The organism is Comamonas avium, from assembly GCF_014836675.1.
Lineage (GTDB): Bacteria > Pseudomonadota > Gammaproteobacteria > Burkholderiales > Burkholderiaceae_C > Comamonas > Comamonas avium.
In genome coordinates this window covers 1-23,587 of sequence record NZ_JACSQK010000006.1, presented here as the reverse complement: position 1 = coordinate 23,587, position 23,587 = coordinate 1, and the positions used below count along the sequence as shown (strand labels likewise).

Genomic DNA, 23,587 nt, shown 5'->3' with positions numbered 1-23,587 from the left:
TGAGCTCGCTTACTTAGAAGCGCCGTTCAAAGCCTTGATCACCTTGTCAGTGATGTCATGCTTAGGATTCACATACACAGCTTCCTGCAAGATTACGTCGTACTTTTCGGCTTCCGCAACTTGCTGAACAACTCGGTTTGCTTGCTCCAAGACGCGTGCCAGTTCTTCGTTCTTGCGCGCATTCAAGTCTTCTTGAAACTCGCGATTTTTGCGCTGAAAGTCACGATCTTGCTCAACCAGATCGCGTTGCTTGGCAACACGCTGACTCTCAGACAAAGTAGGCGCGTTACGCTCAAACGACTCCGAGGCAGCCTTCAACGCTTTACCAACGGCAACCAGGTCACGCTCACGCTTGGAGAACTCCTGCTCCAACTTGCCTTGCGCTGCTTTGGCCGAATTTGCTTCACGGAAAATGCGGTCTGTATTTACAAAACCAGCTTTAAAGTCCTGCGCGTACGCAGTCAATGTCAAGCTAGCCAACAAGGCAGACACTGCCAATGTGCGATACATATTTTTCATCAGAAAGACGTTCCAATTTGAAATTGAAGCTTTTGCAGCTCATCACCATTTTTCTTGCGAATAGGGTTTGCCCATGCAAGACGCAGTGGTCCCAGCGGAGAAATCCAGCTCAAACCAATACCTGCAGACGCACGCAACTCGTTCGCACGAATAGGGTCATTTTCACCATAAATGCCACCCACATCTACAAAAGTAAACCATCTGAGCGTCTTGTCATTACCTGCGCCAGGAAACGGCGCAATCAATTCAAAGTTCATCACAGCTTTTTTAGCCCCCCCCAAATAGGAGTAGCTGCCTTCACTATACGTCTGCTCAATACCATTGACGCCTATGTACTTATTAGCACGAGGCCCCAGGCTACCTTGCTCAAAACCTCGCACAGAGCCCAGACCACCAGCATAAAAGTTCTTAAAGATGGGGTAAGGTTTACCGCCCAAGCCTTTACCCCACCCCAATTCTGCATTCATGGCGAATGTCATTGACTTGGTGATAGGCAAATATTGCTGGAATTGGTAATTGGCTTTTACATATTTCAGATCACCAGCCGCAGACCACTCCGCATTAAACCGCTGATACCGACCGGAGTTAGGTGCCAACGCACTATCTCTGGAATCACGTCCCCAGCCCATTGTCAATGGTATAGCGGTGTTACTTTTATCAGCGTAATCTTTATACTGAATTGGCATATACACACCATTATCAATAGATGTCTGCTCGAAACCAACTCCGAAATAGACAGTATCGATCTCAGTGAATGGAACACCGAAACGAACCGACGCACCCTTAGACACAATCTTGTATAAGTCTTCCGACTTCACAAGGCTGTCATCAACATAAACATCGCCAGAATACGGGCGTGATGTTCGATAGTATGCATCAATGGTTCTTGAAATACCATCCTGTGTAAAGTAAGGATCTGTAGTACTTACAACCAATGTGCGATTGTATTTACTGGTATTAACATCTAAACCAAGATAATTACCAGAGCCAAACGCATTTTCCTGCTTAATACCGAAACTCAAAGAAACTTTTTCAGCACTAGAAAATCCAGCCCCCAAAGTAACTGCACCCGTTGGCTTTTCCTTCACATGGACCACAAGGTCCACTTGATCCGGTGAACCGGGGACTTCCTGAGTATCAACATCCACTTCAGTAAAATACCCCAGTCGGTCAACTCGATCCCGAGATAATTTAATCTTATCCCCGTCATACCAAGACGATTCAAACTGACGGAACTCGCGGCGGATCACCTCATCACGCGTGCGATCATTGCCTGTCAACTGGATGCGACGCACATAGGCGCGACGCGAAGGTTCTGAGCGCAATACGAAAGCAACTCGGTTATTTTCCCGATCAATTTCCGGAACTGCTTCCACTCGTGCGAACGCGAAACCAAACTTGCTGAAGTGATCCGAAAATGCTTTGGTAGTTTCGGTAACTAAATCAGCGTTATATGGCTGTCCTGCACGAATTTTCACCAGGGACTTGAACTCATCTTCACGTTCTAGGTAGTTGCCTTCCAGGTTAACGCCAGAGACAACAAATTTCTCACCTTCGTGGATATTCACAACCAGTGAAATTTTTTGCTTGTCTGGAGAAATCGCAACCTGTGTGGAATCAATCCGGAAATCCAGATAACCACGCTGCAGATAGTACGAGCGCAGTGTTTCAAGATCAGCATTCAGCTTGCTGCGTGCATACCGATCGGACTTGGTGTACCAGCTCAACCAGCCACCAGTATCTTGGTCAAACTGCTTTTTCAACGTTGATTCGCTGAAAGCCTTGTTTCCAACGATACGAATATCATTGATTTTTGCAGCATCTCCCTCTGTGACAGAGAAAGTTAAATTTACACGGTTACGCTCAATAGGAGTTACTGTTGTAACAATCTCAGCGCCGTACAAGCTGCGATTGATATATTGACGTTTGAGTTCTTGCTCTGCGCGATCTGCCAGCGCTTTATCAAAAGGACGCCCCTCGGCCAGTCCGACATCACGCATCGCTTTTTGCAAAGCTTCTTTGTCGAATTCTTTGGTACCAACAAAATCTACGCCCGCAATGGTGGGTCGCTCTTCAACGACCACAACCAAGACGTTGCCATTGGCTTCCAAGCGCACATCTTTAAATAATCCAAGAGCGAACAAAGCCCGGATCGCAGCCGCGCCCTTGTCGTCGTTGTAGTCATCGCCAACGCGCAACGGCATCGAAGCAAAGATCGTCCCTGCTTCTACGCGCTGCAAACCTTCGACACGAATGTCTTGAACCTTGAATGGCTCCAACGCCCAGGCAGCTTGGGCCGCACAGAGCAAGGCAGCTACAGCAGTCGCAGTGCGAACGCTAAATCGATTTTTTGTGAATTTCATTTGTGATGCAGGCGCAAACATCAAAGTTCGGCAATGACTTAGCCCCAGATGCGGCTGATATCGTTAAATAAAGCAATGGACATCATCACAAGCAAAAGGCCTATGCCCACCCGCTGAAGACGCTCGACCCACACGTCACTCACCGGATGCCCTGTGACACCTTCCCAAAGATAATACATCAGGTGCCCCCCATCCAACACAGGAAGTGGCAACAGATTGAGCACGCCAAGACTAACGCTGATCAGCGCCAAGAACAAGATGTACTGTACCAACCCCATACTGGCTGATTTTCCAGCGTAATCCGCAATTGTTAAGGGACCACTGAGATTGTCCAAAGATGCCTGGCCAGTCACCATCTTCGCCATCATTTGCAGACTCAGCAGCGATACCTCCCAGGTTTTAACAACCCCGGCAGTCAAGCCATCAACAAAATTTTTCTGGACAAGCACCAGCTCCGGCGCACCACCAATCATGGCACCAATGCGAGCTACCGAACCCTCTGGGGTCTCCAGCAACTCAGGCTGCACCGCAATATCCAATATTTTTCCTTGACGCTCAACCTGCCACTGCTGAGCCGGCGCACGCTGGCTGTCGTCGACTTGACGAATCATCGCCCTGAGCTGCGCACCATCTTTGACGCTGCGACCATCTACGCGCAGCACCAGATCACCCGCTTGCAATCCGGCTGTCTGCGCAGGCATTCCAGGTGTCAAATCACCAACCACAGCGGGCGTCCATGGCATGGTGATGCCGATCCGATCCAATGCAGATTGATTGAGCTCAGCACCAGCAAGCAAAGACAGCCTCAGATCACCTTGACCTGTGGATCGAGCATCTTGAGCCAGCCAAGAGAGCCTGACATCGTGCCCATCCAACGCAGCTTGTGTAATTTTCCAGCGCAAATCTTCGAAAGACTCTACGGCGGCTGGCTCAGCCCCCGCCACTTGCAGTGACTGCACCCACTCTCCCCCGCGCAACCCGGCCTGCTCAGCAAGCGTACCGACCTTCGGTGCTGAAACAATGGCTTGGGGTTGCTGCATGCCCACCCAATTCACCAGACTATATAAAACAATAGCAAGCAGTAGATTGGCCAAAGGGCCTGCAGCCACGATTGCAGCTCTTTTATGCAATGGCTGGCGATTAAAAGCGCGATGCAACTGCTCTGGTGGCACAGGGGCCTCACGCTCATCCAGCATGCGCACATAACCACCTATAGGCAGTGCAGCTATTACAAACTCAGTGTCTGCATTGCGTCCCCTCCATCTCAGAAGTGGCTTACCAATACCAATCGAAAAACGCAACACCTTGACACCACAGGCAACTGCCACACGGTAATGCCCGTACTCATGAATAGCGATGAGCAATCCAAGTGCAACGATGAAAGCCACCAAAGTCAGCATGGAATCCTCACTCTCTACTGCAAATAACCTAAATCAGGCAACAAAGCGTTCAAGAACACTGGATGCAACACTGCGCGCTTCATCATTCAGGGCCAGCAGATCTCCCAGCGAGTGCGGGCGGGCGGGTTGTAACTTTTCTAGCGTCGCTAAATTCACCGCGTGAATTCGATCAAAACGCAACTGGTTCCCCAAGAAAGCCGCCACAGCAACCTCATTTGCAGCATTTAACACTGCTGTCGTACCTTCCGGAGCCTGCAATGCCTGCCAAGACAGATGTAAACCGGGAAAGCGATGCGCATCAGCTTCTTCAAATGTCAAACCAGCCAAACTGGTGAAATCCAGTCGTGCAACACCACTTTCAATACGCTCTGGCCATGCAAGACCGCAGGCAATCGGTACACGCATGTCTGGCGTTCCAAGCTGCGCCAAAATTGAAGCATCTTTGAACTGCACCATCGAGTGAACGATTTGCTGCGGATGAATCACCACCTTGATCTTTTCAGGTGCTACATCAAACAGCCAGCGTGCCTCAATCACCTCCAAGGCCTTGTTCATCATGGTGGCTGAATCCACCGAGATCTTGCGGCCCATGGAAAAATTCGGGTGCTTGCACGCTTGCGCTGGTGTGATTTCAAACAGCGTCGCAGGATCACGCTGGCGAAAAGGCCCGCCTGAAGCCGTCAGCAGCAAACTATCGATGCGAGCTCCCCACGTACTGCGGTCTTCCGGCAAACATTGAAAAATGGCCGAATGCTCACTATCAATAGGCAGTAACGTGCAACCATTGGCATGCACTGTTTGCATGAACAGCGCACCGCCGACCACCAGCGCTTCTTTGTTGGCCAGGAGCAAGCGTTTACCCGCCTGGGCAGCAGCCAGGCACGGCGACAGACCGGCCGCTCCGACAATGGCACCCATCACGGCGTCCACATCAGGATGGGATGCTATTTGTTCAAGCGCATCTTGCGCCTGCAGCACCTGCGTTTGAAGCCCGTTGGTCTTCAATAGATCAGCCAAGGCTTGTGCATGGGCGCCACTCGCCATCACCGCAAAACGAGGCTTAAATTCTGCGCACTGCGCCAGCATCGCATCTACCTGGGTCGCTGCACTGAGGGCGAAAATTTCATAGTCCTCAGAGTGCCGGCGCACGACATCCAGGGTATTCGTACCAATCGAGCCTGTTGAGCCCAGAACCGTCAAGCGTTGTTTCATCACTGCACCAAAGAAATCAGCATCATGGCCAAAGGCAAAGTGGGTAATAAAGCATCAATGCGATCCAGCACCCCACCATGGCCCGGTAAAAGTTGGCTGCTATCTTTAACACCGGCACTACGCTTGATCAAAGACTCCACCAAATCACCCACCACACTCATGGCTGCCATAAACAGCGCAGCCACAACCAGCATCCACCAGCCTTGCTGAAAGATACGACTATAAAAACTGGAAACACTGGCTTGCGCAACGCCATCTGCCCACACCCAGACAAAAGCCACGAGCAGAACCCCCAAGGCGCCCCCCCAGGCACCTTCCCAGCTTTTCCCCGGGCTGATGGCTGGCGCCAGCTTTACCTTGGTGAACTTCAGACCCAAGGCCCGGCCAAAAAAGTACGCAAAAATATCGGCAACCCAAACAAGTGCCAACACAGACAGCAAGAAATTTACGCCTATCAGGCGAGCCTGCACGATGGCAAGGCCTGCTGCCCATAACGCCAGAACGCCCACCGTCCAACGGACAAACAAAGGAATTTGCGCCCATCCAGCCACCCCGGCTTTGATCAAACCGACGCTACCCAGCACCCACGCGCCACCGACCACAAGCCATAGCACTGAATGTGATTGATGCACCCACCCAAGCTGCCAAGAGACCACCCCCAGTAGCAACGTGACAACGGCAGTGGCAATCGCCCCCCATTGACCCAAGTGGTTAAGACGCCCCCACTCCCATCCGCCCGCAGTCAGCATGAGCAGAACAAGCAAAGTAAACGGAAAAGTGTTCGAGTAAAACAATGCTGGCAACAAGATGGCCAGCAAAATCAAAGCTGTAATGACACGCTGCTTGAGCATGGGATGCCCCCCTTCAAACAGTCACCTTCTGCGCAGATGACCGTATTACTTGTTCTGACGTTTGACCGAATCTACGCTCGCGCCGCGAAAAATCGCCGATAGCTGCATCCAGCGTCGCAGCGTCAAAATCAGGCCACAGCACAGGGCTGAAATACAACTCCGAGTACGCTGCTTGCCATAGCAAAAAATTACTAATCCGGAACTCACCACCCGTACGAATCAACAAATCCGGATCTGGCACATGCGCCATTCCCATTGCAGCATTCAAACTATGTTCAGTGATCGCCTGGCCTTGCCCGGCAACACGTGCCGCAGCCTGCACGATATCTGCACGTCCGCCGTAGTTAAAGCAGACGTTGAGCACGAGGCGCTCATTGCCAGAAGTGTGCGCTTGAGCCTGTAAAAACCCATCTTGAACTTTGTCAGACAACCCCATCCGATCGCCAACAAAGTGCAATTGCACCCCTTCTGCATGCAGGCCGGGAACCTCGCGTGCCAAAGCCCCAGCCAACAAACTCATGAGGCCAGAGACTTCATCCTCAGGACGGTTCCAATTCTCAGAAGAGAAAGCAAACACCGTCAGCACCCGCACGCCGCGTTCAATGCACAGACGCACACAGCGGCGCAAAGATTCTACGCCCTGCTTGTGCCCCGCCAAACGCGGTAAAAACCGTTTTTTGGCCCATCGTCCGTTGCCATCCATGACGATGGCAATATGGCCGGGAATTACAGTGGTTTGGGTCATTGCTCTTCCCCGCACAGACAGCCGTTATACCGCCAAAATTTCTTGCTCTTTCGATGCCACCAAAGCGTCTACGTCTGCGATGTGCTTGTCCGTCAGCTTTTGGATTTCGGCTTCAGAACGCTTTTGGTCGTCTTCCGACGCTTCCTTGTCTTTCACCAAGCGCTTGACCGCCTCATTCGCATCACGACGCAGATTGCGCACAGCAATCTTGGAAGCTTCGCCTTCATTGCGCGCCAGCTTGGTCATTTCCTTGCGGCGTTCTTCGCTCATCGGTGGCATTGGCACACGTATCAGATCACCCAAGGATGCTGGATTCAAACCAAGATCGCTTTCACGAATGGCTTTCTCCACTTTGGCAGCCATGCTCTTTTCCCAAGGCTGAACACTCAGTGTCCGCGCATCCAGCAGCGAAACGTTTGCCACTTGCGACAACGGCACCATGGAGCCGTAGTAGTCCACTTGAATCACATCCAGCAGTTGAGGGCTAGGACGACCTGTGCGAATGCGCGACAGGTTGTTCTTCAACGCATCAATGGACTGGCCCATCTTTGTTTCTGCGTTCTTTTTGATCTCAGCAATCGTCATATCTATTACCTCTGAAAGCAAATGGCCTTCCATTGCTTACACAAGGAAGGCCCAATGTCGCGTTGAATCTATCAAGCGTGTACCAATGTACCCTCGTTTTCACCCATTACCACGCGCAACAGAGCGCCTGGCTTGATGATAGAGAATACGCGGATTGGCAATTTCTGGTCACGGCACAAAGCAAATGCCGTGGCGTCCATGATGCCCAAGTTTCGGCCAATTGCCTCATCAAAGGCCAACTGCTCATAGCGCGTAGCATTGGGATTTTTTGCAGGATCGTCCGTGTAAACGCCATCCACTTTGGTGGCTTTGAGCACCACTTCAGCACCAATTTCAGCGCCGCGCAATGCAGCTGCTGTATCGGTTGTGAAGAAGGGGTTACCAGTACCGGCAGCAAAAACCACCACCTTACCTTCTTCAAGGTACTGCAGCGCTTTAGGGCGAACATAGGGTTCAACCACCTGCTCGATCGCAATGGCCGACATGACACGGGCCGTCAGACCTTGCTTGTCCATGGCATCAGCCAAAGCCAGTGCATTCATCACGGTGGCCAGCATTCCCATGTAGTCAGCCGTCGCCCGATCCATGCCAGCCGAGCCACCAGCGACTCCGCGAAAGATATTGCCCCCGCCAATCACCACCGCAACCTGCACACCAATCTTGGAGACTTCAACAATCTCGGCAACCATGCGCTCGATAGTGGCGCGGTTGATGCCGAACTGATCGTCACCCATCAGTGCCTCACCAGACAACTTAAGCAAGATGCGCTTGTGGGCTGGTTTAACTTGTGTCATGGGTAACTCCGTTGTGGTGTGCAGTTTTTGAAAGAAATCGGTCGAGAGCAAAAAAGCCAGACGCTAATTAAGCGCCTTTAGCGGCAGCCATTTGGGCCGCTACTTCAGCTGCGAAGTCGTCTACCTTCTTCTCAATGCCTTCACCCACAACGTACAGCGTAAAGCTCTTCACGGTGGTGTTTGCAGCCTTGAGCATTTGAGACACGGTTTGCTTGCCGTCAGCGGCCTTCACAAACACTTGGTCAGCCAGAGAAACTTCCTTCAGATACTTCTGAACGGAACCTTCCACCATCTTGGCAACGATCTCAGCAGGCTTGCCAGATTCTGCGGCCTTGGCAGCAGCAACGGTACGCTCTTTTTCGATCAGGTCAGCAGGCACATCAGCGCTGGTCAAAGCAGCTGGCTTCATGGCAGCCACGTGCATAGCCACATCCTTGGCTGCAGCAGCGTCGCCGTCGAATTCGACGATCACGCCAATGCGCGAACCGTGCACGTAGGCGGCCAAATTGCCTTCCAGGCGCTTGAAGCGGCGGAAAGACATGTTTTCACCGATCTTGCCAATCAAACCCTTGCGCACATCTTCCAATGTGGGACCGAAACCGTCCTGCTCATAAGCCAGAGCACCCAAAGCTGCTACGTCAGCAGGATTGTGCTTGGCAACCAGCTCAGCGGCAGCAGCAGCCATGGTCAAGAAGCTGTCGTTCTTGGACACAAAGTCTGTTTCGCTGTTCACTTCAATCAAAGCACCTACGTTGCCGTCGATGAAGGAAGTCACCACACCTTCAGCGGTCACGCGCGAAGCAGCCTTACCAGCCTTGGTACCCAGCTTCACACGCAGCAACTCTTCAGCCTTGGCCATGTCGCCGTCAGCTTCTGTCAGTGCTTTCTTGCATTCCATCATGGGCGCATCGGTCTTAGCGCGCAGTTCAGCCACCATGCTTGCGGTAATTGCAGCCATTTTCTTCTCCGTATTCAGTTCAAATCGTTACAGGATTTCAGCTTAAAAAAAGGGGGCTACCTAGAGCCCCGCTTTTTTATCGCGACAAGTCGCGCAGCTAGAGCTTAGGCAGCGGAGTCTTCCACTTCCACAAACTCGTCAGAGCCTTCACCAGCAGCAACCTTAGCCACGTCATTCAGACGGGCTTCGCGGCCTTCAACAATAGCGTCAGCAATGGCGCGGGCATACAAAGCCACAGCCTTTGCGGAGTCATCGTTACCAGGAATCACGTAGTCAATGCCTTCGGGATTGTGGTTGGTATCCACTACACCGATCAATGGAATGCCCAGCTTCTTGGCTTCGGAAATAGCAATCTTGTGGAAGCCCACGTCGATCACAAAGATAGCATCAGGCAAAGCAGCCATATCCTGGATACCGCCGATGTCCTTTTCCAGCTTTTCCAGTTCACGAGCAAACATCAGTTGCTCTTTCTTGGACATGGATTCCAGACCAGCTTCTTGCTGAACCTTCATATCCTTCAGACGCTTGATGGAAGTCTTCACTGTCTTGAAGTTGGTCAGCATGCCGCCCAACCAGCGCTGATCCACGTAAGGCACGCCAGCGCGCTGGGCTTCAGCAGCAACCAGATCGCGGGCTTGACGCTTTGTACCAACCATCATGATGGAGCCGCCGTTAGAAGCCAGCTGCTTAGCAAACTTCTGCGCGTCCTGCAGCATAGGCAGGGACTTTTCCAGGTTGATGATGTGAATCTTGTTGCGGTGACCGAAGATGAACGGAGCCATCTTGGGGTTCCAGAAACGTGTTTGGTGACCAAAGTGGACACCGGCTTCCAGCATTTCGCGCATAGTAACGGACATAATTTTCTCCAAAGGTTGGGTCTTAAATGCAGCTCGATTTTGTTAACACGTTGGTTAACAGCACCTTGAGAGAGCTGATTTGCGATTTACTTTGCAACTGCACCCAGCACAACGCCGGACAACCAACTGCAAAGCCGAAAGATTTTAGCACAAGACAGGCGCCACTCTCGTGAAGGATTGAAAGCCTTCACACACAAGCTTGCAGCCAGCATCGCCAGCTTGTTGATATTTCTTTGCGAATTGGGTGATTGTCAGCTACGTTTGCGCGTCAAAATCACGACTTCCCGAATAGCGCCTACATGCCATGAATATTGCCATCGTGGGAGCCGGAATTACCGGCATCTCCACGGCCTTGGAATTTGCCCGAGACGGGCACCAAGTTACCGTCTACGAACAAATGAACGCCGCCGCCGAAGATGCCAGTTTTGCGCCTGGCGGCTGGCTGCTGCCTTGCGCCACCCAAAGCCTGGCCACGCCCGGCGCAGGAATGCCATTCAAGCAGCTCAAAAGCGGTGCCGGTCTGACCCAGGCATCCAGCATGATTGGCTCCCCTGTTTGGCGATGGGCGCGCCAGTGGAAGAAACACGAGAAGAACGCCAGCAAACACGGCAACAACGCACTATTGACTTCACTGTCGACCCTGAGTGCGTACAGCGCGAGCTTGCGCTGGCAAGACTGCGAGGACACTGACATCGCAGCAGAGAGAAAGTCCGGCACACTGATCATGCTGCGCACGCCACAAGAAGTGGCATTTTGGAATCAGCAACTGCCACTGCTTGAGGCACAAAATGTGGCGTGCAAAATGCTCCCCCCCCCACAGGCACAGGCACTAGAGCCTGGCCTAGGCCAAGAAATCACATGGCTCAACGCCGTGTATTTTCCGGATGGCGAATCCATCAATCCACGCCTTTGGGCACAATACCTTCGCCTGCAGGCTCAGGAAATGGGCGTGGCAATTCGCACGGGCATTCAGATTCAATCCATCAGCAAACAACCTGTTGGCGTTGAAATAACAGGCACGCTGCAACGCCACGATGCGGTCGTGATTTGTACTGGCACCAACCACCGTTTACTGCAAAACCTGCAACTGAATCTACCCATCATGCCCACCTGGGGCTACAGCGTGACAGCCCCGGTACGCGACGGGCTGCAAGCACCTCGCTCGGCCATCATGGATTGGGCTCAGCAAGCCACGATCAGTCGCGTGGGCCAACGCGTGCGCATTACAGCAGGTCTGGAATTGGGCAGCAGCGCAGAGGCACCCCAGCACACCCATACACTGCAACGCATGTACCGCCTGCTAAACGACTGGTTCCCTGGCGGCGCACAGCTATCGTCTCCCCAAGTGCAGGTCTGGCGCGGCAGCCGTGGCCACCTGCCTGATGGCCTACCCTTGACCGGCCCCAGCGGGCACCACGGCATCTGGCTCAACCTGGCGCATGGCAGCCACGGCGTCAGCCTTGCAGCGGGCTGCGCTCGCGCCATTGCCGACATGGTTGCAGACCGCGCCACGGCCATCGACATGCAAGCCTTTCACCCATTGCGCTTTTAAAAGCACCCACACGTCGGCACCCACAACCCACGCCCACCATCGGCCAGAGGTACGCACGGTTTCATTCACCGCATACATTGAGCGCGCGAATGAACACGATGACCGGGCACTCACGCCCCATACACAAGCAACAGAGCTTTATTACTTGAGCATTACCCCGCCAACTCAAGTCAATACATGATGGGGCAGCGAAACTTGGCATTCGCCGCCCCGCACTGAAGATATAAAAGAAATGAGCTGCTAACGCTTGACAGGCAAAGGTTTCAATATCAAAAGTATTTAAAACCAAGCAAACACAAGCGCTAACAGCTCACTTTATATTTCAATACAGTCTATCGACGCTTTCTCGACGATTTGCTCGCTGATTTGGTGTCGCCATTATTTTTACTGCGCAGCACACCAGAAGATGCGCCTGCAGCATCGGAGCGTGCAGGCGCAGCTTTACCACCAGAGCCACGTCGCGTCTCCTGCGCACGTGCACGGGGAGCAGGCTCAGCATAAGCTGCAGGCTGCGCGTCTGCATCGCGGTGTTCACGACGGGGATTGCGCTGACGCCCGCCCGCACTACGCGCTGGAGGCGCAGCCGACTCGTCTTGCACAATACGGAAGTCAATCCTGCGGCCGTCCAGATCCACACGACTGACTTGCACCTGCAAGCGCGTACCAATGGCGTAGCGAACACCACTGCGTTCACCACGAAGTTCTTGCCGCTGCTCATCAAACTTGAAGTAGTCGCCACCCAGCTCGGTGATGTGCACCAAGCCTTCTACATACATGGCATCCAGCGTGACAAAAATACCAAAGCTGGTCACCGCAGTCACCGTGCCAGCAAACTCTTCGCCCAAGTAATCGCGCATGTACTTGCACTTGAGCCAGGCCTCCACGTCGCGACTGGCCTCATCCGCCCGGCGCTCGTTCGCACTGCAATGCAAGCCCGCAGCCTCCCAGCCCTGTATTTCAGCCTGCGCCACACGGCTGCGAGGCTTGATTTGCGGATCAGCCACACGACTGGCCAAACGCTTGGCCATCTTCTCTTGCGCTTCTCCCGGCGCAGGCAGCTTGGGCAGCTTGTATTTGGTTTCTTCCAGAATGGATTTGATGACACGGTGCACCAGCAAATCCGGGTAACGCCGAATAGGGCTGGTGAAGTGCGTGTACGCCTCAAACGCCAAACCAAAGTGCCCGCCGTTATCAGGCGTGTACATGGCTTGCATCATGGTGCGAAGCAGCATGGTGTGAATTTGCTGCGAATCGGGACGATCCTTGGTAGCAGCTGCAATCGCCTGAAACTCTGCCGGGCGCGGCGTATCACTGACCGACAGCGGAATACCCAAGGCTTTCAGGTATCCACGCAACAGCTCCAGCTTTTCGATGGAAGGCTTGTCATGCACCCGAAACAGTGCATTGCGGCCATTTTGCTCAATGAAATCTGCACTGCAAACGTTGGCCGCCAGCATGCACTCTTCAATCAAACGGTGTGCGTCATTGCGCGTGCGAGGAATGATTTTTTCGATGCGGCCATTGTCATCACAAACAATCTGCGTCTCCACCGTATCAAAGTCCACCGCACCACGCGCTTGCCGCGCCTCCAGCAAGGCGCGGAACACACCATGCAAATTCAGCAGATCTGGCACGCGCTCTGCCCGCTGCTGCGCCTCAGGGCCGCGGGTATTCGACAAGATCGCGGCCACCTCGGTGTACGTAAAACGCGCATGACTGTGCATGACGCCCGGGTAAAACTGGTAGGCATGCACCTCACCTTTGGCCGTGATCAGCATGTCGCAGACCATGCACAAGCGGTCTACATCAGGATTCAAAGAACACAGGCCGTTGGACAGCTTCTCCGGCAGCATGGGAATCACTCGGCGCGGAAAATACACACTGGTTGCACGCTCATAGGCGTCAATATCAATTGCATTGCCGTTTTGCACATAGTGGCTGACATCCGCAATCGCCACCAGCAAGCGCCAGCCCTTGCTGCGCCCGACCTTGGCAGGTTCGCAGTACACCGCATCATCAAAGTCACGGGCATCTTCACCATCGATGGTGCACAACGGCACATCACGCAGATCCACACGCCCCTTGCGATCTTTGGCCATCACCTTCTCAGGCAATGCCTTTGCAGCAGCCAGACATTCATCTGAAAAAATATGCGGCACACCGTACTTGCGCACCGCAATTTCAATCTCCATGCCGGGGTCATCCATTTCACCCAGCACTTCAACAATGCGCCCGACAGGCTGACCAAACAAGGCCGGCGCCTCCGTCAGCTCCACCACAACCACCTGCCCGGTCTTGGCTTTGCCGATGGCGCTTTGCGGCACCAGCACATCCTGACCGTAACGCTTGTCTTCAGGAGCAACCAGCCACACGCCACTTTCTTGCAGCAAACGGCCAATCAACGTCTTGGTGGGGCGCTCAATAATCTCGACAACATGCCCCTCCGGGCGGCCACGCCTGTCTTGTCGCACGATGTGTACGCGCACACGATCCTTGTGCAGCACAGCACGCATTTCATTGGCCGGAAGGAAAATATCGGCACCTGCATCGTCACGAATGACGAAGCCATGCCCATCTCGGTGCCCCTGCACAATTCCTTCAATCTCCTGGAGCGAAGCGCGTGCGTTGGTGCGAGGGTCCATTTTTTTGCTATACAATCTAAATCTTTCCTGAAAAGCCCAGGTGGCGGAATTGGTAGACGCACTAGTTTCAGGTACTAGCGGGTAATTCCGTGGAGGTTCGAGTCCTCTCCTGGGCACCAAGTTTAACGACAACTGCTTGCAGTGTTGGAAAACAAAAAGTTCATAAATTACCAAATGAACGCTTTGTTTGGAAGTAAACTTCCTCTTTCAGTGAAATATGAAATTTATTGTTCACCTTAACAGGTTTCAATAAAAATCAGCCCAGATGGCGGAATTGGTAGACGCACTAGTTTCAGGTACTAGCGAGTAACATCGTGGAGGTTCGAGTCCTCTTCTGGGCACCAAAATTTGCGATGTTTGCTTGTCAAGCAAACATCAACCAAGAGCAGATTGTTGAGTGCTACCTCACTTAATTTAAAAACAATCTGACTTTTGCCCAGGTGGCGGAATTGGTAGACGCACTAGTTTCAGGTACTAGCGGGTAATTCCGTGGAGGTTCGAGTCCTCTCCTGGGCACCAAAATTTGCGATGTTTGCTTGTCAAGCAAACATCAACCAAGAGCAGATTGTTGAGTGCTACCTCACTTAATTTAAAAACAATCTGACTTTTGCCCAGGTGGCGGAATTGGTAGACGCACTAGTTTCAGGTACTAGCGGGTAATTCCGTGGAGGTTCGAGTCCTCTCCTGGGCACCAAACATTAAAAGCCGTTGCATGTAAATGCAACGGCTTTTTCCGTTCCACACCCATCTTGTCTTGCATGACGAAAAAAACCAGCCCCATCAAGGGGCTGGTTTTTAAAACTCGACAAGCAGCAAAGACTGCTTGCGGATTTGTTACTTGCGAAGCAAAGGCTTCAGTACATTTTGCAAGCGACGTGCATTCGCATCTGAATGTGCAGACGCCAACACCACCGCCACATCTTGCGCCCACGTCTGCTCTGGTGCAGGAGCATTGCGACGCGTCAGCAGTTGCAGCTGCAGCATACGGCGTGCGGCAGCATGCTCTGCAGGTGTTGGGGTTTCGGACGCAATTTCCAAACGCAGCAATGCATCGGCCACATCAGAGGACTTGGCTGGAGCAGTCGCAGCTTGCGCCCAGGAATTGCGCACTTGCGCAGTAATCTTACCGCCCAGCTCCTGCGCCGTAGGAAGCGCCTGTCCATCGCGCTGGCTCCAGGCATCCACCAGCTTGGTCAGCGCCTCTCCATGGGCTTGTGCAGCCAGCTTGCGCAATGCAAATTGCGCAGACTCTACGGCATCACGCTGAGCACGGAAAGCGACATCACCCAAGCGAGGACCCCGCTCTGGACGCTCCGATCGCTCTGCACGAGGTGCACGCACATCCTTGCGAGCTGCAGGTCGTGCATCCCGTGCAGGAGCAGCAACATCCTTCTTCGCGCCCGGGCGATCATCCCCGCGCACAGCCACCACAGGCCGATCTGACTTCACCGCTTCGGCAACCACCTCGGCACTGCTAGGAGTTGACATGCCTTCAGAGGTCAGCTCTGCAGGCTGGCGGCGCACCACATGTTCCAGCGCATCCATGGCTGCACGAATTTGCTGCACATCACCCGATGCATTGGCGGCCTGCAGTGCCTTGGATGCCTCGACCACAGCACGATCGTGTTGCGACAAATCTTCCAAAGAAGGCGCACGGCTGCGCTCTGCACCCTTACGATTGAATGCATCGTCCAAAGGCTTGCGGAATGCATCCCACAGCTTTTGTTCATGCTTGCGATCCAAAGGCACGGCTTGCGCCTCTGCTTGCCAGCGCTGCTGCAGCTCCTTTACCGCATCAATGCGCAAAGAAGGGGCGTCAGCCAGGGCTTGCGCCTCAGCGATCATGGCGTGGCGGCGGTCCAGACTGGATTTTTGAGCAGCATGCAAAGGTGCTTCTGCCACATGCATTGCCTGCTTCCAGGCCGTCTGCAGCTCTGCAAATACCTTTTCACCCACATGCCCGCTATCGCGCCAGCGTTCGGCAAACTGACGCAAAGATCGCGCTACGCCCTTTAGATCCTGCGTATCAACCTGGGTCGCTGCCCAAGCCTTCACCTCTTCAATCAACGCCAGCCTGGAAGCCTTATGTTGGGAGGACTCGGCGCGCACACGCTCGAGCCACACCTCCACTTGCTTGTACGCAGCGTTACAGGCTTCATCAAATTTTTTCCACAGCGAGTGATTAGGGGCCGCACCTTGATCGGCCAGCTTCCACTGCTCACGCAATTGGCGCAAAGTTTCTTGCAACTTGCGACCACCCAAGGTTTGTCCATCTGGGCGATTAAGCAATGACTCAGCCTTCATCACCAGCTCTTCGCGCTGGCGATCCACATTTTTGGGCTGCCAACCTTGTGCGTCACCTGCAGCCAGCAATTGCTCATGCACTTGCAAAGCCAGTGTGTCATCAAGCCAGCGTCCCTGCTGCTTGAGTACTGCGCGCAGTGCGCTAACAGCCTCAGATTTTTTATCTTCGGTTGCCTCAGTCAGCGCCTGCAAGGCAGATGTCACCATCTGGGTAGCAGCTTGCTGCTTTTGTGCAGTATCAGCCTTAGCCATTGCAGGCTTAGCTGCAATCTTCACCGCAGCTGGTGCCACCAACTCGGAAGGCAAACCGCGTGCCACACGAATTTCATCAGCCCAGACAGGCACGGGGGGCAGCTCAGCCTGCTCACTCGCGGCTGCCGCCTGCGTCAGAGCCAGAGCCGACTGGTAGGCCTCCCACACAACCAAAAGCTGGGCGCGCGATGCATCCAGCTGAGGAGGGAAACGATCATTTACGCTGCTCCAGCTTGCATCATTGGTCAGCTCTGTCGCCTGGGCTTGCCAGTGGGCAACATCGCTGCGCAAACCCTCTTGAGCTGCTTCTGCATCACGCCATGGCTTAGTGGACAGCACTTCAATGCGCTGCGCCAGCAACACAGCCGCTTCGCGCTGCACCTGAACACGGTGCTGCAGATCTTCAATGGTTTTTACACGCTCGACCAATTGCTGCTTCAAGGCCGACAGAGGCTCACGGGACAAAGGAGCCCCCGCTTTGGCGGCATCGCGCTGCCACGCTACAGCCTCAGCCACATTCAACGTAGCCCCCGCCAGAAGGGCTTGTGCTTTTTCAGCCCACTCGACTGCAATCACTTCTTGATCTTTGGCACGACGGATGTCATCCATACGCTCACGCACCAAACGGGCAACGCTCTTGTCGCGAATGCTCAGCTCTTTAAAGACTTCTTGCAGTTGCTCGTCGGTGGGTTGCGCGGCCAACCAGTCACGGATGCGAGCAGCACGATCACCGGATGTGGCGGCTGAAAACGCGCCACCAGTCAGAGCATCCAGCGGATGTGCCTCAGCGTTCTTGGCAGGGGACGGATTCAGTTCAGGTGCATCAGACATGTTGCTGCGAAATAGAAATTAAGAGTCATAAATAGGAAAACAGCCCTTCATCCCATGGCATGAAGGGCCCAGATCATTGGGAGCTGCTTCACATGAAGCATGCTCTCTTGTTAGCACGTATTTTCGCCGCTATTTGAAAAGACCCCAAGTATCACTGGACAGAAATATTCAGCAACACGGATGGACCAGCAGGATTTTTCGTCTTTTCAGAAGCTCTACCCAAAAAGACTCTTTGCGCATCAACACCTTGCGCTAATAAATAGTCACGTACCGTCTGTGCGCGGCCAGCCGCCAAATCATCCCAAGCAGCAGCAGGAATAACCATATCTTTCAAAATTAATGCCTCCATCTCCTCGGCTGGCAAATCTTTGGTCAAACCCACCATATTACGAGGCCTGTCTTTCACGGTATTGCGATAGACCTGCTTTAAGGCCGCCAGCTTTTGCTTATCTGTGCGCGCGCGCCCTTCTGATGTGGTGCCGTCCCCATCCAGTAATCGATCTAATTGCGCACGCTTCCATCCCTGTGCTTCTGCCGTTGCGTCAGCTTGACCAATCAAAGTCAGTTTGAGCTGCGGTTTACTGTTCATTGCCTTGGCTAGCTGCTGCAAGTTGGCTTGCGCCTGCTCGTCCAGGGTCGGTCGCCCTGCCTCAAAAGTGATATCGCTTTTGTCATCCCCGGCTGCAAACGCGCCCGTCAGCAAACTGAACGGAGCCGTTATGGCCTTGCGAATAATGTTGCCGATGATTTTGAAAATCACCGGTGCCAGACGAAATTGCGGGTCGTTGAGCGAGCCACTTATCGGCAAATTCAGATCAATGACCCCATTGCTGTCAGCCAGCAGGGCCACCGCCAAACGCACAGGCAAAGAAGCAGGTGCACCCTCCACAGGATCGGTGAACGTCAACTGCTTTAATACCAGTTGATTGGCAGCAGTCAATTGCCCATCCGGTTGCACCTGGTAGTGCACATCCATGTTGAGCTTGCCTTTTTCAATGCCGTGCCCCGCATATTTGATTGCATAGGGTGTCAATGGTGACAAATCCAATCCATCTACTTTGGCGCGCACATCTAAGGCCAAAGGCTGGGCCAGAGGATTGATTTGGCCTTCAATACTCAATTGAGCAGTGCCTTGTGCAATGCCATCCAGCTTCAACTGGGCCAACGCCACAGCCTCACCAGGCGCTGGAGGCTGGGAAGAAAATGCATCCAAACTGCCATTCAAAGATGTCAGATCGGCCGAGTAGTTGGGCTGAATGAAGTAATCAGAAAACTTGATCACCCCTCCACGCAGTGCAATAGGCCCCATATCAATACGAGGTGAAGTCACTGGCTGTGACACCTCGTCAGAGTTCACAGACTTTTCTGTGGCCACAACAGCATCAACTGATTGGGGATCAGCCTTGGCCGAATCGTTTTTAACCAAATTTTGTAAATTCAATCGCCCTTCGGGCAAGACCACCACCCGAGCAAAAAAATCCTGCAAATCAGTGCTCCGCACTTGGATGTGCGCAGGCTGCGCGGGCTGCATGTTGACGCGCACGCCCTGAACGCGCAGTTGCTTCCAGCGCAACAAGTCTTCCGCACCGAGCGCAGCCGACGCTTGCGGGCCCTGCACCGCTTGGGCTGCACGGGCATCACCGACCACGCTCTGCACATGCATATCCGTGACACGTCCTTGGCCTTGCAATTGCAGTTGCGGACCTTTGGATTGCTGGGCAAAGTGCACATCTCCATCAAAACTGGCCAGTGCACGCACCAAACGCACATTCAAGTACGGCGCCATATAGGGCTCAAAAGCTTGCAACGGCAACGCATTGATATGAACGCGCCCTTTGGTGAGCAAGGGATCTAACTGCAAGCTGCCCTCATAGGACAGTGCGCCAGGCTTTCCCCAGCCGCCTCGGCGCGTGCGTTCAGCCATACGGGCAGACAGATAAGTCTGGGCAGTACCTTTGACGCTGTCCATGTTTTGCATGCGCAATTGCACATCTGACAGATTGATGGCCAAAGGCATATCACCTAACGAGGCATCCGTAAGCTCAACTTGGCCTGCAGCCAGCTCCAAGTCTTGCACAAGCACCTGCCAAGGCTTGCCAGCAGGTGATGCAACCGTTTCTTTGCCCTTGGCCGGAGCACCCACCACAGGTTGCAGCCACTGCTCATACATCCAGCGGCCCTGAGCATTGCGCTGCACGCGCGCACGGGGGGCCTGCAATGCAATGTGTTCAACATTGACCTGCTGCAAGGCTGTGTCTAGCTGCAAATTTCGCAACTGCAGCCCTGTCCATGCTACGTCGGGTGAAGACACCCGACCGAGCGTCACCGACTCAATGGCCAGCACCGGCACCTTGGCATGAACCTGGCCTTGCTGCCAAGCCACACCAGCGGTTAACGATGCCAAGCCGCCGACTGGCAGCTTCAGCCATTGCCTGGCATAGGCTTGAACGGCCTGAGCATCGAACTTATCGACCACGATGGAGGCTTGACCACGCTCCATACTGCCTGTACCCGAGCTATGCAGGCTCCCGCGTGCAATGCGGTCTTCCCCCTGCAGGCGGGCCATCAGTGTCCACTGGGCATCATTTCCCATCGGCCACGCCAAGCTGTGTGCTTGCAATTGCAATTGATCTACACGCAAAGCGGCACCAGCTTGACCCACATCATCGCGCCATTGCGCCCACCCATTTTCTACATTCAATCGATCAACCAACAGCTTCCAGCCATCATCAATCGCTACGTTTTCTGCTGTTTTCTCTGCTGTTTTTTCAGCCTTTGCTCTCTCCACCGGAACTGCAGCCACGGCAGCAGGTGGCAATAGACGCCCATCGGCACGCCGATGTAAATGTGCGAACGGTTGCTGCACCGTCACTGTTGCCACATGCACCTGCTGCTGCAGCGGGCGTGTGTCCCCCAGTTGCACCTTCAACTGAGACAACCCAGCCAAAGGCTGCCCCTCGCTGTCTTGCAACTTCAGGTTAGACAGCTGCAACGTGCTGCCTTGCAACTGCATTGTGGGCTGCTCAGTCTGCTCAAAAGCCACCAAAATCTCGGCATCCAGCTGCCCCTGATGCAGCCGAAGTGGAACGCTGGCTGGCACATAGGGTGCATAAGGCGATAAATCAAACTGCTTGATCTCCAGCTTGGCTTGCGTGCTGTGCGTCACATCAAAAGGTGTACTCACCGCCTGCGAGGCAACTTCACTGCCATTCAGGCGCATGGACAGCTGAGGCTGCACTTTCACTTCACGCTGCGAGGCCAGAGTACTAATAAAAGGCAGCTGCAATTGCAAGGCATCAATCGTGTGCTGCACACCTGCTACCTGGTCGTCGAGCTCGACCCGGCCATCCCTGATTTGAATGTTGTAGAGCGCAACACGCGCTGGCGCCGCACCCGGATCTCTGGGTTCCGAATTTTTTTGAAGCGTTTCAAGGATGTCTGCGAAGTCCCATTGCCCTGATGCATCTCGGCTGACTTGCACCACAGGCTGATCCAGCTCGATAGCATCCAGCACCGGGGCCCAGCGCAACAGGCTCGACAGCGATGCATTGATATAAGTACGCTCAACCGAAAGTGCGGGGCCCTGTCCGGGCACTCCAGCCACCTGCAGGCCATGCACCGTGACTGCCAGTGACCATGGCGCCACATCCACACTGCGCACAGTCACTGCACGCCCTAGCGCATCCGAGGCTTTTTCTTGCACTTGCTGCGCAATCACGCCAGGCAGCCCTAACCACAGCCCCCCCATCACCACCAGCACTGCGCCAGCAACCAAACTTAGCGCGCGACCGCGGCCTGCACCCCAGCGCAATCCTTGGAATTTTGTATTAGCCATGTATGTATTACCTGTAAGTCGGCACTCCCGCCTGAGAACAATACCGCACGGCCTCTTCGATTGGCCACAAAGTCATAAAAATTGACACTGCTCTTGGCACCTACACGCATGAATGTCATCGCGAATACATGGCCATTCATCCAAGTTTTTCCCTATAAATTTCATAAATTAATTTAAATACCAAATCAGCGACACGTCGCTTTGATAGCAAGCAGCGCCCAACACATAGCTTTAACCCAAGGGTTTACAAGCAGTTACAGGCAAAAAAACACCTTGGATAGCGCCCTATTAATTACATTTAGATCTAAAAAACAAAATCATTAGTATTGACCAGTAATTTAGGCGGCTTTTAAAATCCGCCCACATTGAATCGCAAGATTGTTAAACGTCGTAGCTTGAATCCCTCCTCAGGGATGTTCATGCGTCTCTAGGCGCTGAGTTAGCGCATGAAACAGTAACGACTGGACTCAGGCTGGATGGTTAGGCACTCCTGTACGGACACCGCCACACCAGACCGCAAGAAAGGAAACGCCATGTCTAAGCCAGGAAACTGGGTGAATTCTGTGCGCGCAATTGCGTCAGATATCACCGAGGGTTTTCTTGAAATTACCCACAATAGCTTTGCACTGATCGGTCTGATCGTCGCATTTGCTTCTGTGGCTCTGTTCGCTCACCCGGATTTGCGTGCGCAAGGCGAAGCACAACTGCGCACATGGCTGCAAGACCGCCATGTCGCTGTCGTTGGCTTCACCCCAGCACCCGAAGCTGTTGAGCGCACCACTGCAGCCAATCCCAAAGAGTTGCCCAAGGATCAGTCCGCGGTGGCTTACTGGATCAGTAAAAAGTACCGTGTTGCAGCCGAACCTATTGCTGCCATCGTTGCTGAAGCCTACAAGCAAGGCGCGCAACAAAAGATTGATCCGACCCTGATCCTGGCCGTCATGGCCGTGGAGTCGAGCTTCAACCCATTCGCCCAAAGCTCTGTGGGAGCACAAGGCTTGATGCAGGTGATGACCCGCGTTCATACCGAAAAGTATGAAAATTTTGGCGGCACTCATGCAGCCTTTGATCCTGTCAGCAACCTGCGCGTAGGAGCATCCATCCTCAAGGAATACATACAGATCACAGGCTCTGTGGAAGGTGCGCTCAAATACTATGTTGGCGCCGCCAATATGCAAAACGACGGTGGCTATGCATCCAAGGTGCTGGCAGAGCACCGCCGCCTGCGGCAAGTTGCGGGTGCGTCCACTCCGACCACACAGGTCAAGCCAGCCTTGATCGCCAAGCGCCAGATCACACCTGCAGCGAACCTGGAAACAGAAGCGGTAGCTGCCAGCAGTGTGCAGGACAATACCCAGGTAGCTTTAAGTTCTAATCTCTGACCGTTTAAAAGCGGTTGCGCCCTTAGCGCAAGCACATGCAAAGGCACATTAGCCCTGCAAGTGCTTGCGCTTCGTTGTTTCCGGGGGTTATCGCCTACGCTACACTTGCGGGGTACGCAACTGGCGATAGGTGCGGCCGGGTTTTACCGGCGCAGCACTGACGTGGAATCGATGCAAAGGACTTTTCACAAGCCCTGCGCCAACCACCGGGGAGCGTACCGCCCAGATGACCGGGCGTCTTAGCCGTTCGCCTGGGCAGCCCTTGTCTTCAAGGGAATTCAAGTTCACAGGACTGCCAAATCATGTTTCAACGCACCAATACTGTCGCGATCGTCGACCCCGAAGTTTTTGCCGCCATCGAGGCCGAAAACCACCGTCAGGAAGAGCACATTGAGCTGATCGCCAGCGAGAACTACTGCTCGCCCGCCGTCATGGAGGCCCAGGGCTCCCAGCTGACCAACAAGTACGCCGAAGGCTACCCCGGCAAGCGCTACTACGGCGGCTG

General features: G+C 53.7%; 15 protein-coding genes, 4 tRNA genes, 1 pseudogene and 1 riboswitch. Of the genes and pseudogenes, 7 read left to right on the top strand and 13 right to left on the bottom strand.

From position 1 onward, the window contains the following. Positions 1–9: 9 nt before the first annotated feature. The 10 genes from H9646_RS12455 to rpsB all read right to left on the bottom strand — a co-directional run bounded on the left by H9646_RS12455 (position 10) and on the right by rpsB (position 10,284). On the bottom strand, positions 10–519 hold the full coding sequence (locus H9646_RS12455) for an OmpH family outer membrane protein (RefSeq protein WP_191723709.1): 510 nt from the start codon (positions 517–519) through the stop codon (positions 10–12). Continuing rightward, a complete protein-coding gene (gene bamA / locus H9646_RS12450) occupies positions 519–2,882 on the bottom strand; it encodes an outer membrane protein assembly factor BamA (protein WP_191723708.1) in 2,364 nt (787 codons plus the stop codon). Before bamA ends, H9646_RS12455 begins: the two co-directional genes overlap by 1 nt. A gap of 38 nt (positions 2,883–2,920) precedes the next feature. Beyond that, positions 2,921–4,282 carry an RIP metalloprotease RseP gene (gene rseP, locus H9646_RS12445; RefSeq protein ID WP_191723707.1) on the bottom strand — a complete coding sequence of 454 codons (1,362 nt, stop codon included), beginning with the start codon at positions 4,280–4,282 and terminating at the stop codon, positions 2,921–2,923. Between the two features lie 33 nt (positions 4,283–4,315). Further along, complete coding sequence (gene ispC, locus H9646_RS12440) at positions 4,316–5,494, bottom strand: 1-deoxy-D-xylulose-5-phosphate reductoisomerase (protein WP_191723706.1); 1,179 nt, start codon at positions 5,492–5,494, stop codon at positions 4,316–4,318. Beyond that, entirely contained in the window at positions 5,494–6,345 is an 852-nt protein-coding gene (locus tag H9646_RS12435; protein ID WP_191723705.1) for a phosphatidate cytidylyltransferase, read from the bottom strand. Before H9646_RS12435 ends, ispC begins: the two co-directional genes overlap by 1 nt. 13 nt (positions 6,346–6,358) lie before the next feature. Continuing rightward, a complete protein-coding gene (gene uppS / locus H9646_RS12430) occupies positions 6,359–7,090 on the bottom strand; it encodes a polyprenyl diphosphate synthase (RefSeq protein WP_191723704.1) in 732 nt (243 codons plus the stop codon). A 24-nt stretch (positions 7,091–7,114) separates the two neighbouring features. After that, positions 7,115–7,675, bottom strand: coding sequence for a ribosome recycling factor (gene frr, locus H9646_RS12425; protein ID WP_191723703.1), 561 nt, complete (start codon positions 7,673–7,675; stop codon positions 7,115–7,117). A 71-nt stretch (positions 7,676–7,746) separates the two neighbouring features. Beyond that, the gene (gene pyrH, locus H9646_RS12420; RefSeq protein WP_191723702.1) at positions 7,747–8,469 is read right to left on the bottom strand and encodes a UMP kinase; all 723 of its coding nucleotides are present in this window, start codon (positions 8,467–8,469) and stop codon (positions 7,747–7,749) included. A 67-nt stretch (positions 8,470–8,536) separates the two neighbouring features. After that, on the bottom strand, positions 8,537–9,427 hold the full coding sequence (tsf, locus tag H9646_RS12415; RefSeq protein WP_191723701.1) for a translation elongation factor Ts: 891 nt from the start codon (positions 9,425–9,427) through the stop codon (positions 8,537–8,539). A 104-nt stretch (positions 9,428–9,531) separates the two neighbouring features. After that, entirely contained in the window at positions 9,532–10,284 is a 753-nt protein-coding gene (rpsB, locus tag H9646_RS12410) for a 30S ribosomal protein S2 (RefSeq protein ID WP_191723700.1), read from the bottom strand. A 304-nt stretch (positions 10,285–10,588) separates the two neighbouring features. On the opposite strand from rpsB, the gene H9646_RS12405 reads away from it, so the two are divergent. Then, positions 10,589–11,836 (top strand): NAD(P)/FAD-dependent oxidoreductase, encoded by a 1,248-nt coding sequence (locus tag H9646_RS12405; RefSeq protein ID WP_191723699.1) that lies wholly within the window; start codon positions 10,589–10,591, stop codon positions 11,834–11,836. Positions 11,837–12,168: 332 nt separating this feature from the next. Here the strand turns inward: H9646_RS12405 and rnr are convergent, their stop codons facing one another. Further along, positions 12,169–14,478, bottom strand: coding sequence for a ribonuclease R (gene rnr, locus H9646_RS12400; RefSeq protein WP_191723698.1), 2,310 nt, complete (start codon positions 14,476–14,478; stop codon positions 12,169–12,171). Positions 14,479–14,512: 34 nt separating this feature from the next. Here rnr and H9646_RS12395 point away from each other — a divergent pair. The 4 genes from H9646_RS12395 (at position 14,513) to H9646_RS12380 (ending at position 15,172) form a co-directional block, all read left to right on the top strand. Continuing rightward, a tRNA-Leu gene (locus H9646_RS12395) sits at positions 14,513–14,597 on the top strand. Between the two features lie 140 nt (positions 14,598–14,737). Beyond that, positions 14,738–14,822 (top strand) — tRNA-Leu (locus H9646_RS12390). 90 nt (positions 14,823–14,912) lie between these two features. Continuing rightward, positions 14,913–14,997: transfer RNA gene (locus tag H9646_RS12385), tRNA-Leu, on the top strand. A 90-nt stretch (positions 14,998–15,087) separates the two neighbouring features. Continuing rightward, a tRNA-Leu gene (locus H9646_RS12380) sits at positions 15,088–15,172 on the top strand. 140 nt (positions 15,173–15,312) lie between these two features. Here H9646_RS12380 and H9646_RS12375 read toward each other — a convergent pair. After that, positions 15,313–17,865, bottom strand: coding sequence for a DUF349 domain-containing protein (locus H9646_RS12375; RefSeq protein WP_191723697.1), 2,553 nt, complete (start codon positions 17,863–17,865; stop codon positions 15,313–15,315). A 151-nt stretch (positions 17,866–18,016) separates the two neighbouring features. Next, the gene (locus H9646_RS12370; RefSeq protein WP_191723696.1) at positions 18,017–21,700 is read right to left on the bottom strand and encodes a DUF748 domain-containing protein; all 3,684 of its coding nucleotides are present in this window, start codon (positions 21,698–21,700) and stop codon (positions 18,017–18,019) included. Positions 21,701–22,233: 533 nt separating this feature from the next. Here H9646_RS12370 and H9646_RS12365 point away from each other — a divergent pair. Together H9646_RS12365 and glyA are read left to right on the top strand one after the other, a co-directional pair. After that, entirely contained in the window at positions 22,234–23,082 is an 849-nt protein-coding gene (locus H9646_RS12365) for a lytic transglycosylase domain-containing protein (protein WP_191723695.1), read from the top strand. 106 nt (positions 23,083–23,188) lie between these two features. After that, positions 23,189–23,346: riboswitch (ZMP/ZTP riboswitch) on the top strand. A 38-nt stretch (positions 23,347–23,384) separates the two neighbouring features. Next, positions 23,385–23,587: pseudogene (glyA, locus tag H9646_RS12360) on the top strand (serine hydroxymethyltransferase); the annotation flags it as partial.

What these genes read in the sequence shown, in the direction of transcription:
- H9646_RS12455 (WP_191723709.1), bottom strand. Translation starts at nt 519, where the DNA reads ATGAAAAATATGTATCGCACATTGGCAGTGTCTGCCTTGTTGGCTAGC.
- bamA (WP_191723708.1), bottom strand. Translation starts at nt 2,882, where the DNA reads ATGAAATTCACAAAAAATCGATTTAGCGTTCGCACTGCGACTGCTGTA.
- rseP (WP_191723707.1), bottom strand. Translation starts at nt 4,282, where the DNA reads ATGCTGACTTTGGTGGCTTTCATCGTTGCACTTGGATTGCTCATCGCT.
- ispC (WP_191723706.1), bottom strand. Translation starts at nt 5,494, where the DNA reads ATGAAACAACGCTTGACGGTTCTGGGCTCAACAGGCTCGATTGGTACG.
- H9646_RS12435 (WP_191723705.1), bottom strand. Translation starts at nt 6,345, where the DNA reads ATGCTCAAGCAGCGTGTCATTACAGCTTTGATTTTGCTGGCCATCTTG.
- uppS (WP_191723704.1), bottom strand. Translation starts at nt 7,090, where the DNA reads ATGACCCAAACCACTGTAATTCCCGGCCATATTGCCATCGTCATGGAT.
- frr (WP_191723703.1), bottom strand. Translation starts at nt 7,675, where the DNA reads ATGACGATTGCTGAGATCAAAAAGAACGCAGAAACAAAGATGGGCCAG.
- pyrH (WP_191723702.1), bottom strand. Translation starts at nt 8,469, where the DNA reads ATGACACAAGTTAAACCAGCCCACAAGCGCATCTTGCTTAAGTTGTCT.
- tsf (WP_191723701.1), bottom strand. Translation starts at nt 9,427, where the DNA reads ATGGCTGCAATTACCGCAAGCATGGTGGCTGAACTGCGCGCTAAGACC.
- rpsB (WP_191723700.1), bottom strand. Translation starts at nt 10,284, where the DNA reads ATGTCCGTTACTATGCGCGAAATGCTGGAAGCCGGTGTCCACTTTGGT.
- H9646_RS12405 (WP_191723699.1), top strand. Translation starts at nt 10,589, where the DNA reads ATGAATATTGCCATCGTGGGAGCCGGAATTACCGGCATCTCCACGGCC.
- rnr (WP_191723698.1), bottom strand. Translation starts at nt 14,478, where the DNA reads ATGGACCCTCGCACCAACGCACGCGCTTCGCTCCAGGAGATTGAAGGA.
- H9646_RS12375 (WP_191723697.1), bottom strand. Translation starts at nt 17,865, where the DNA reads ATGTCTGATGCACCTGAACTGAATCCGTCCCCTGCCAAGAACGCTGAG.
- H9646_RS12370 (WP_191723696.1), bottom strand. Translation starts at nt 21,700, where the DNA reads ATGGCTAATACAAAATTCCAAGGATTGCGCTGGGGTGCAGGCCGCGGT.
- H9646_RS12365 (WP_191723695.1), top strand. Translation starts at nt 22,234, where the DNA reads ATGTCTAAGCCAGGAAACTGGGTGAATTCTGTGCGCGCAATTGCGTCA.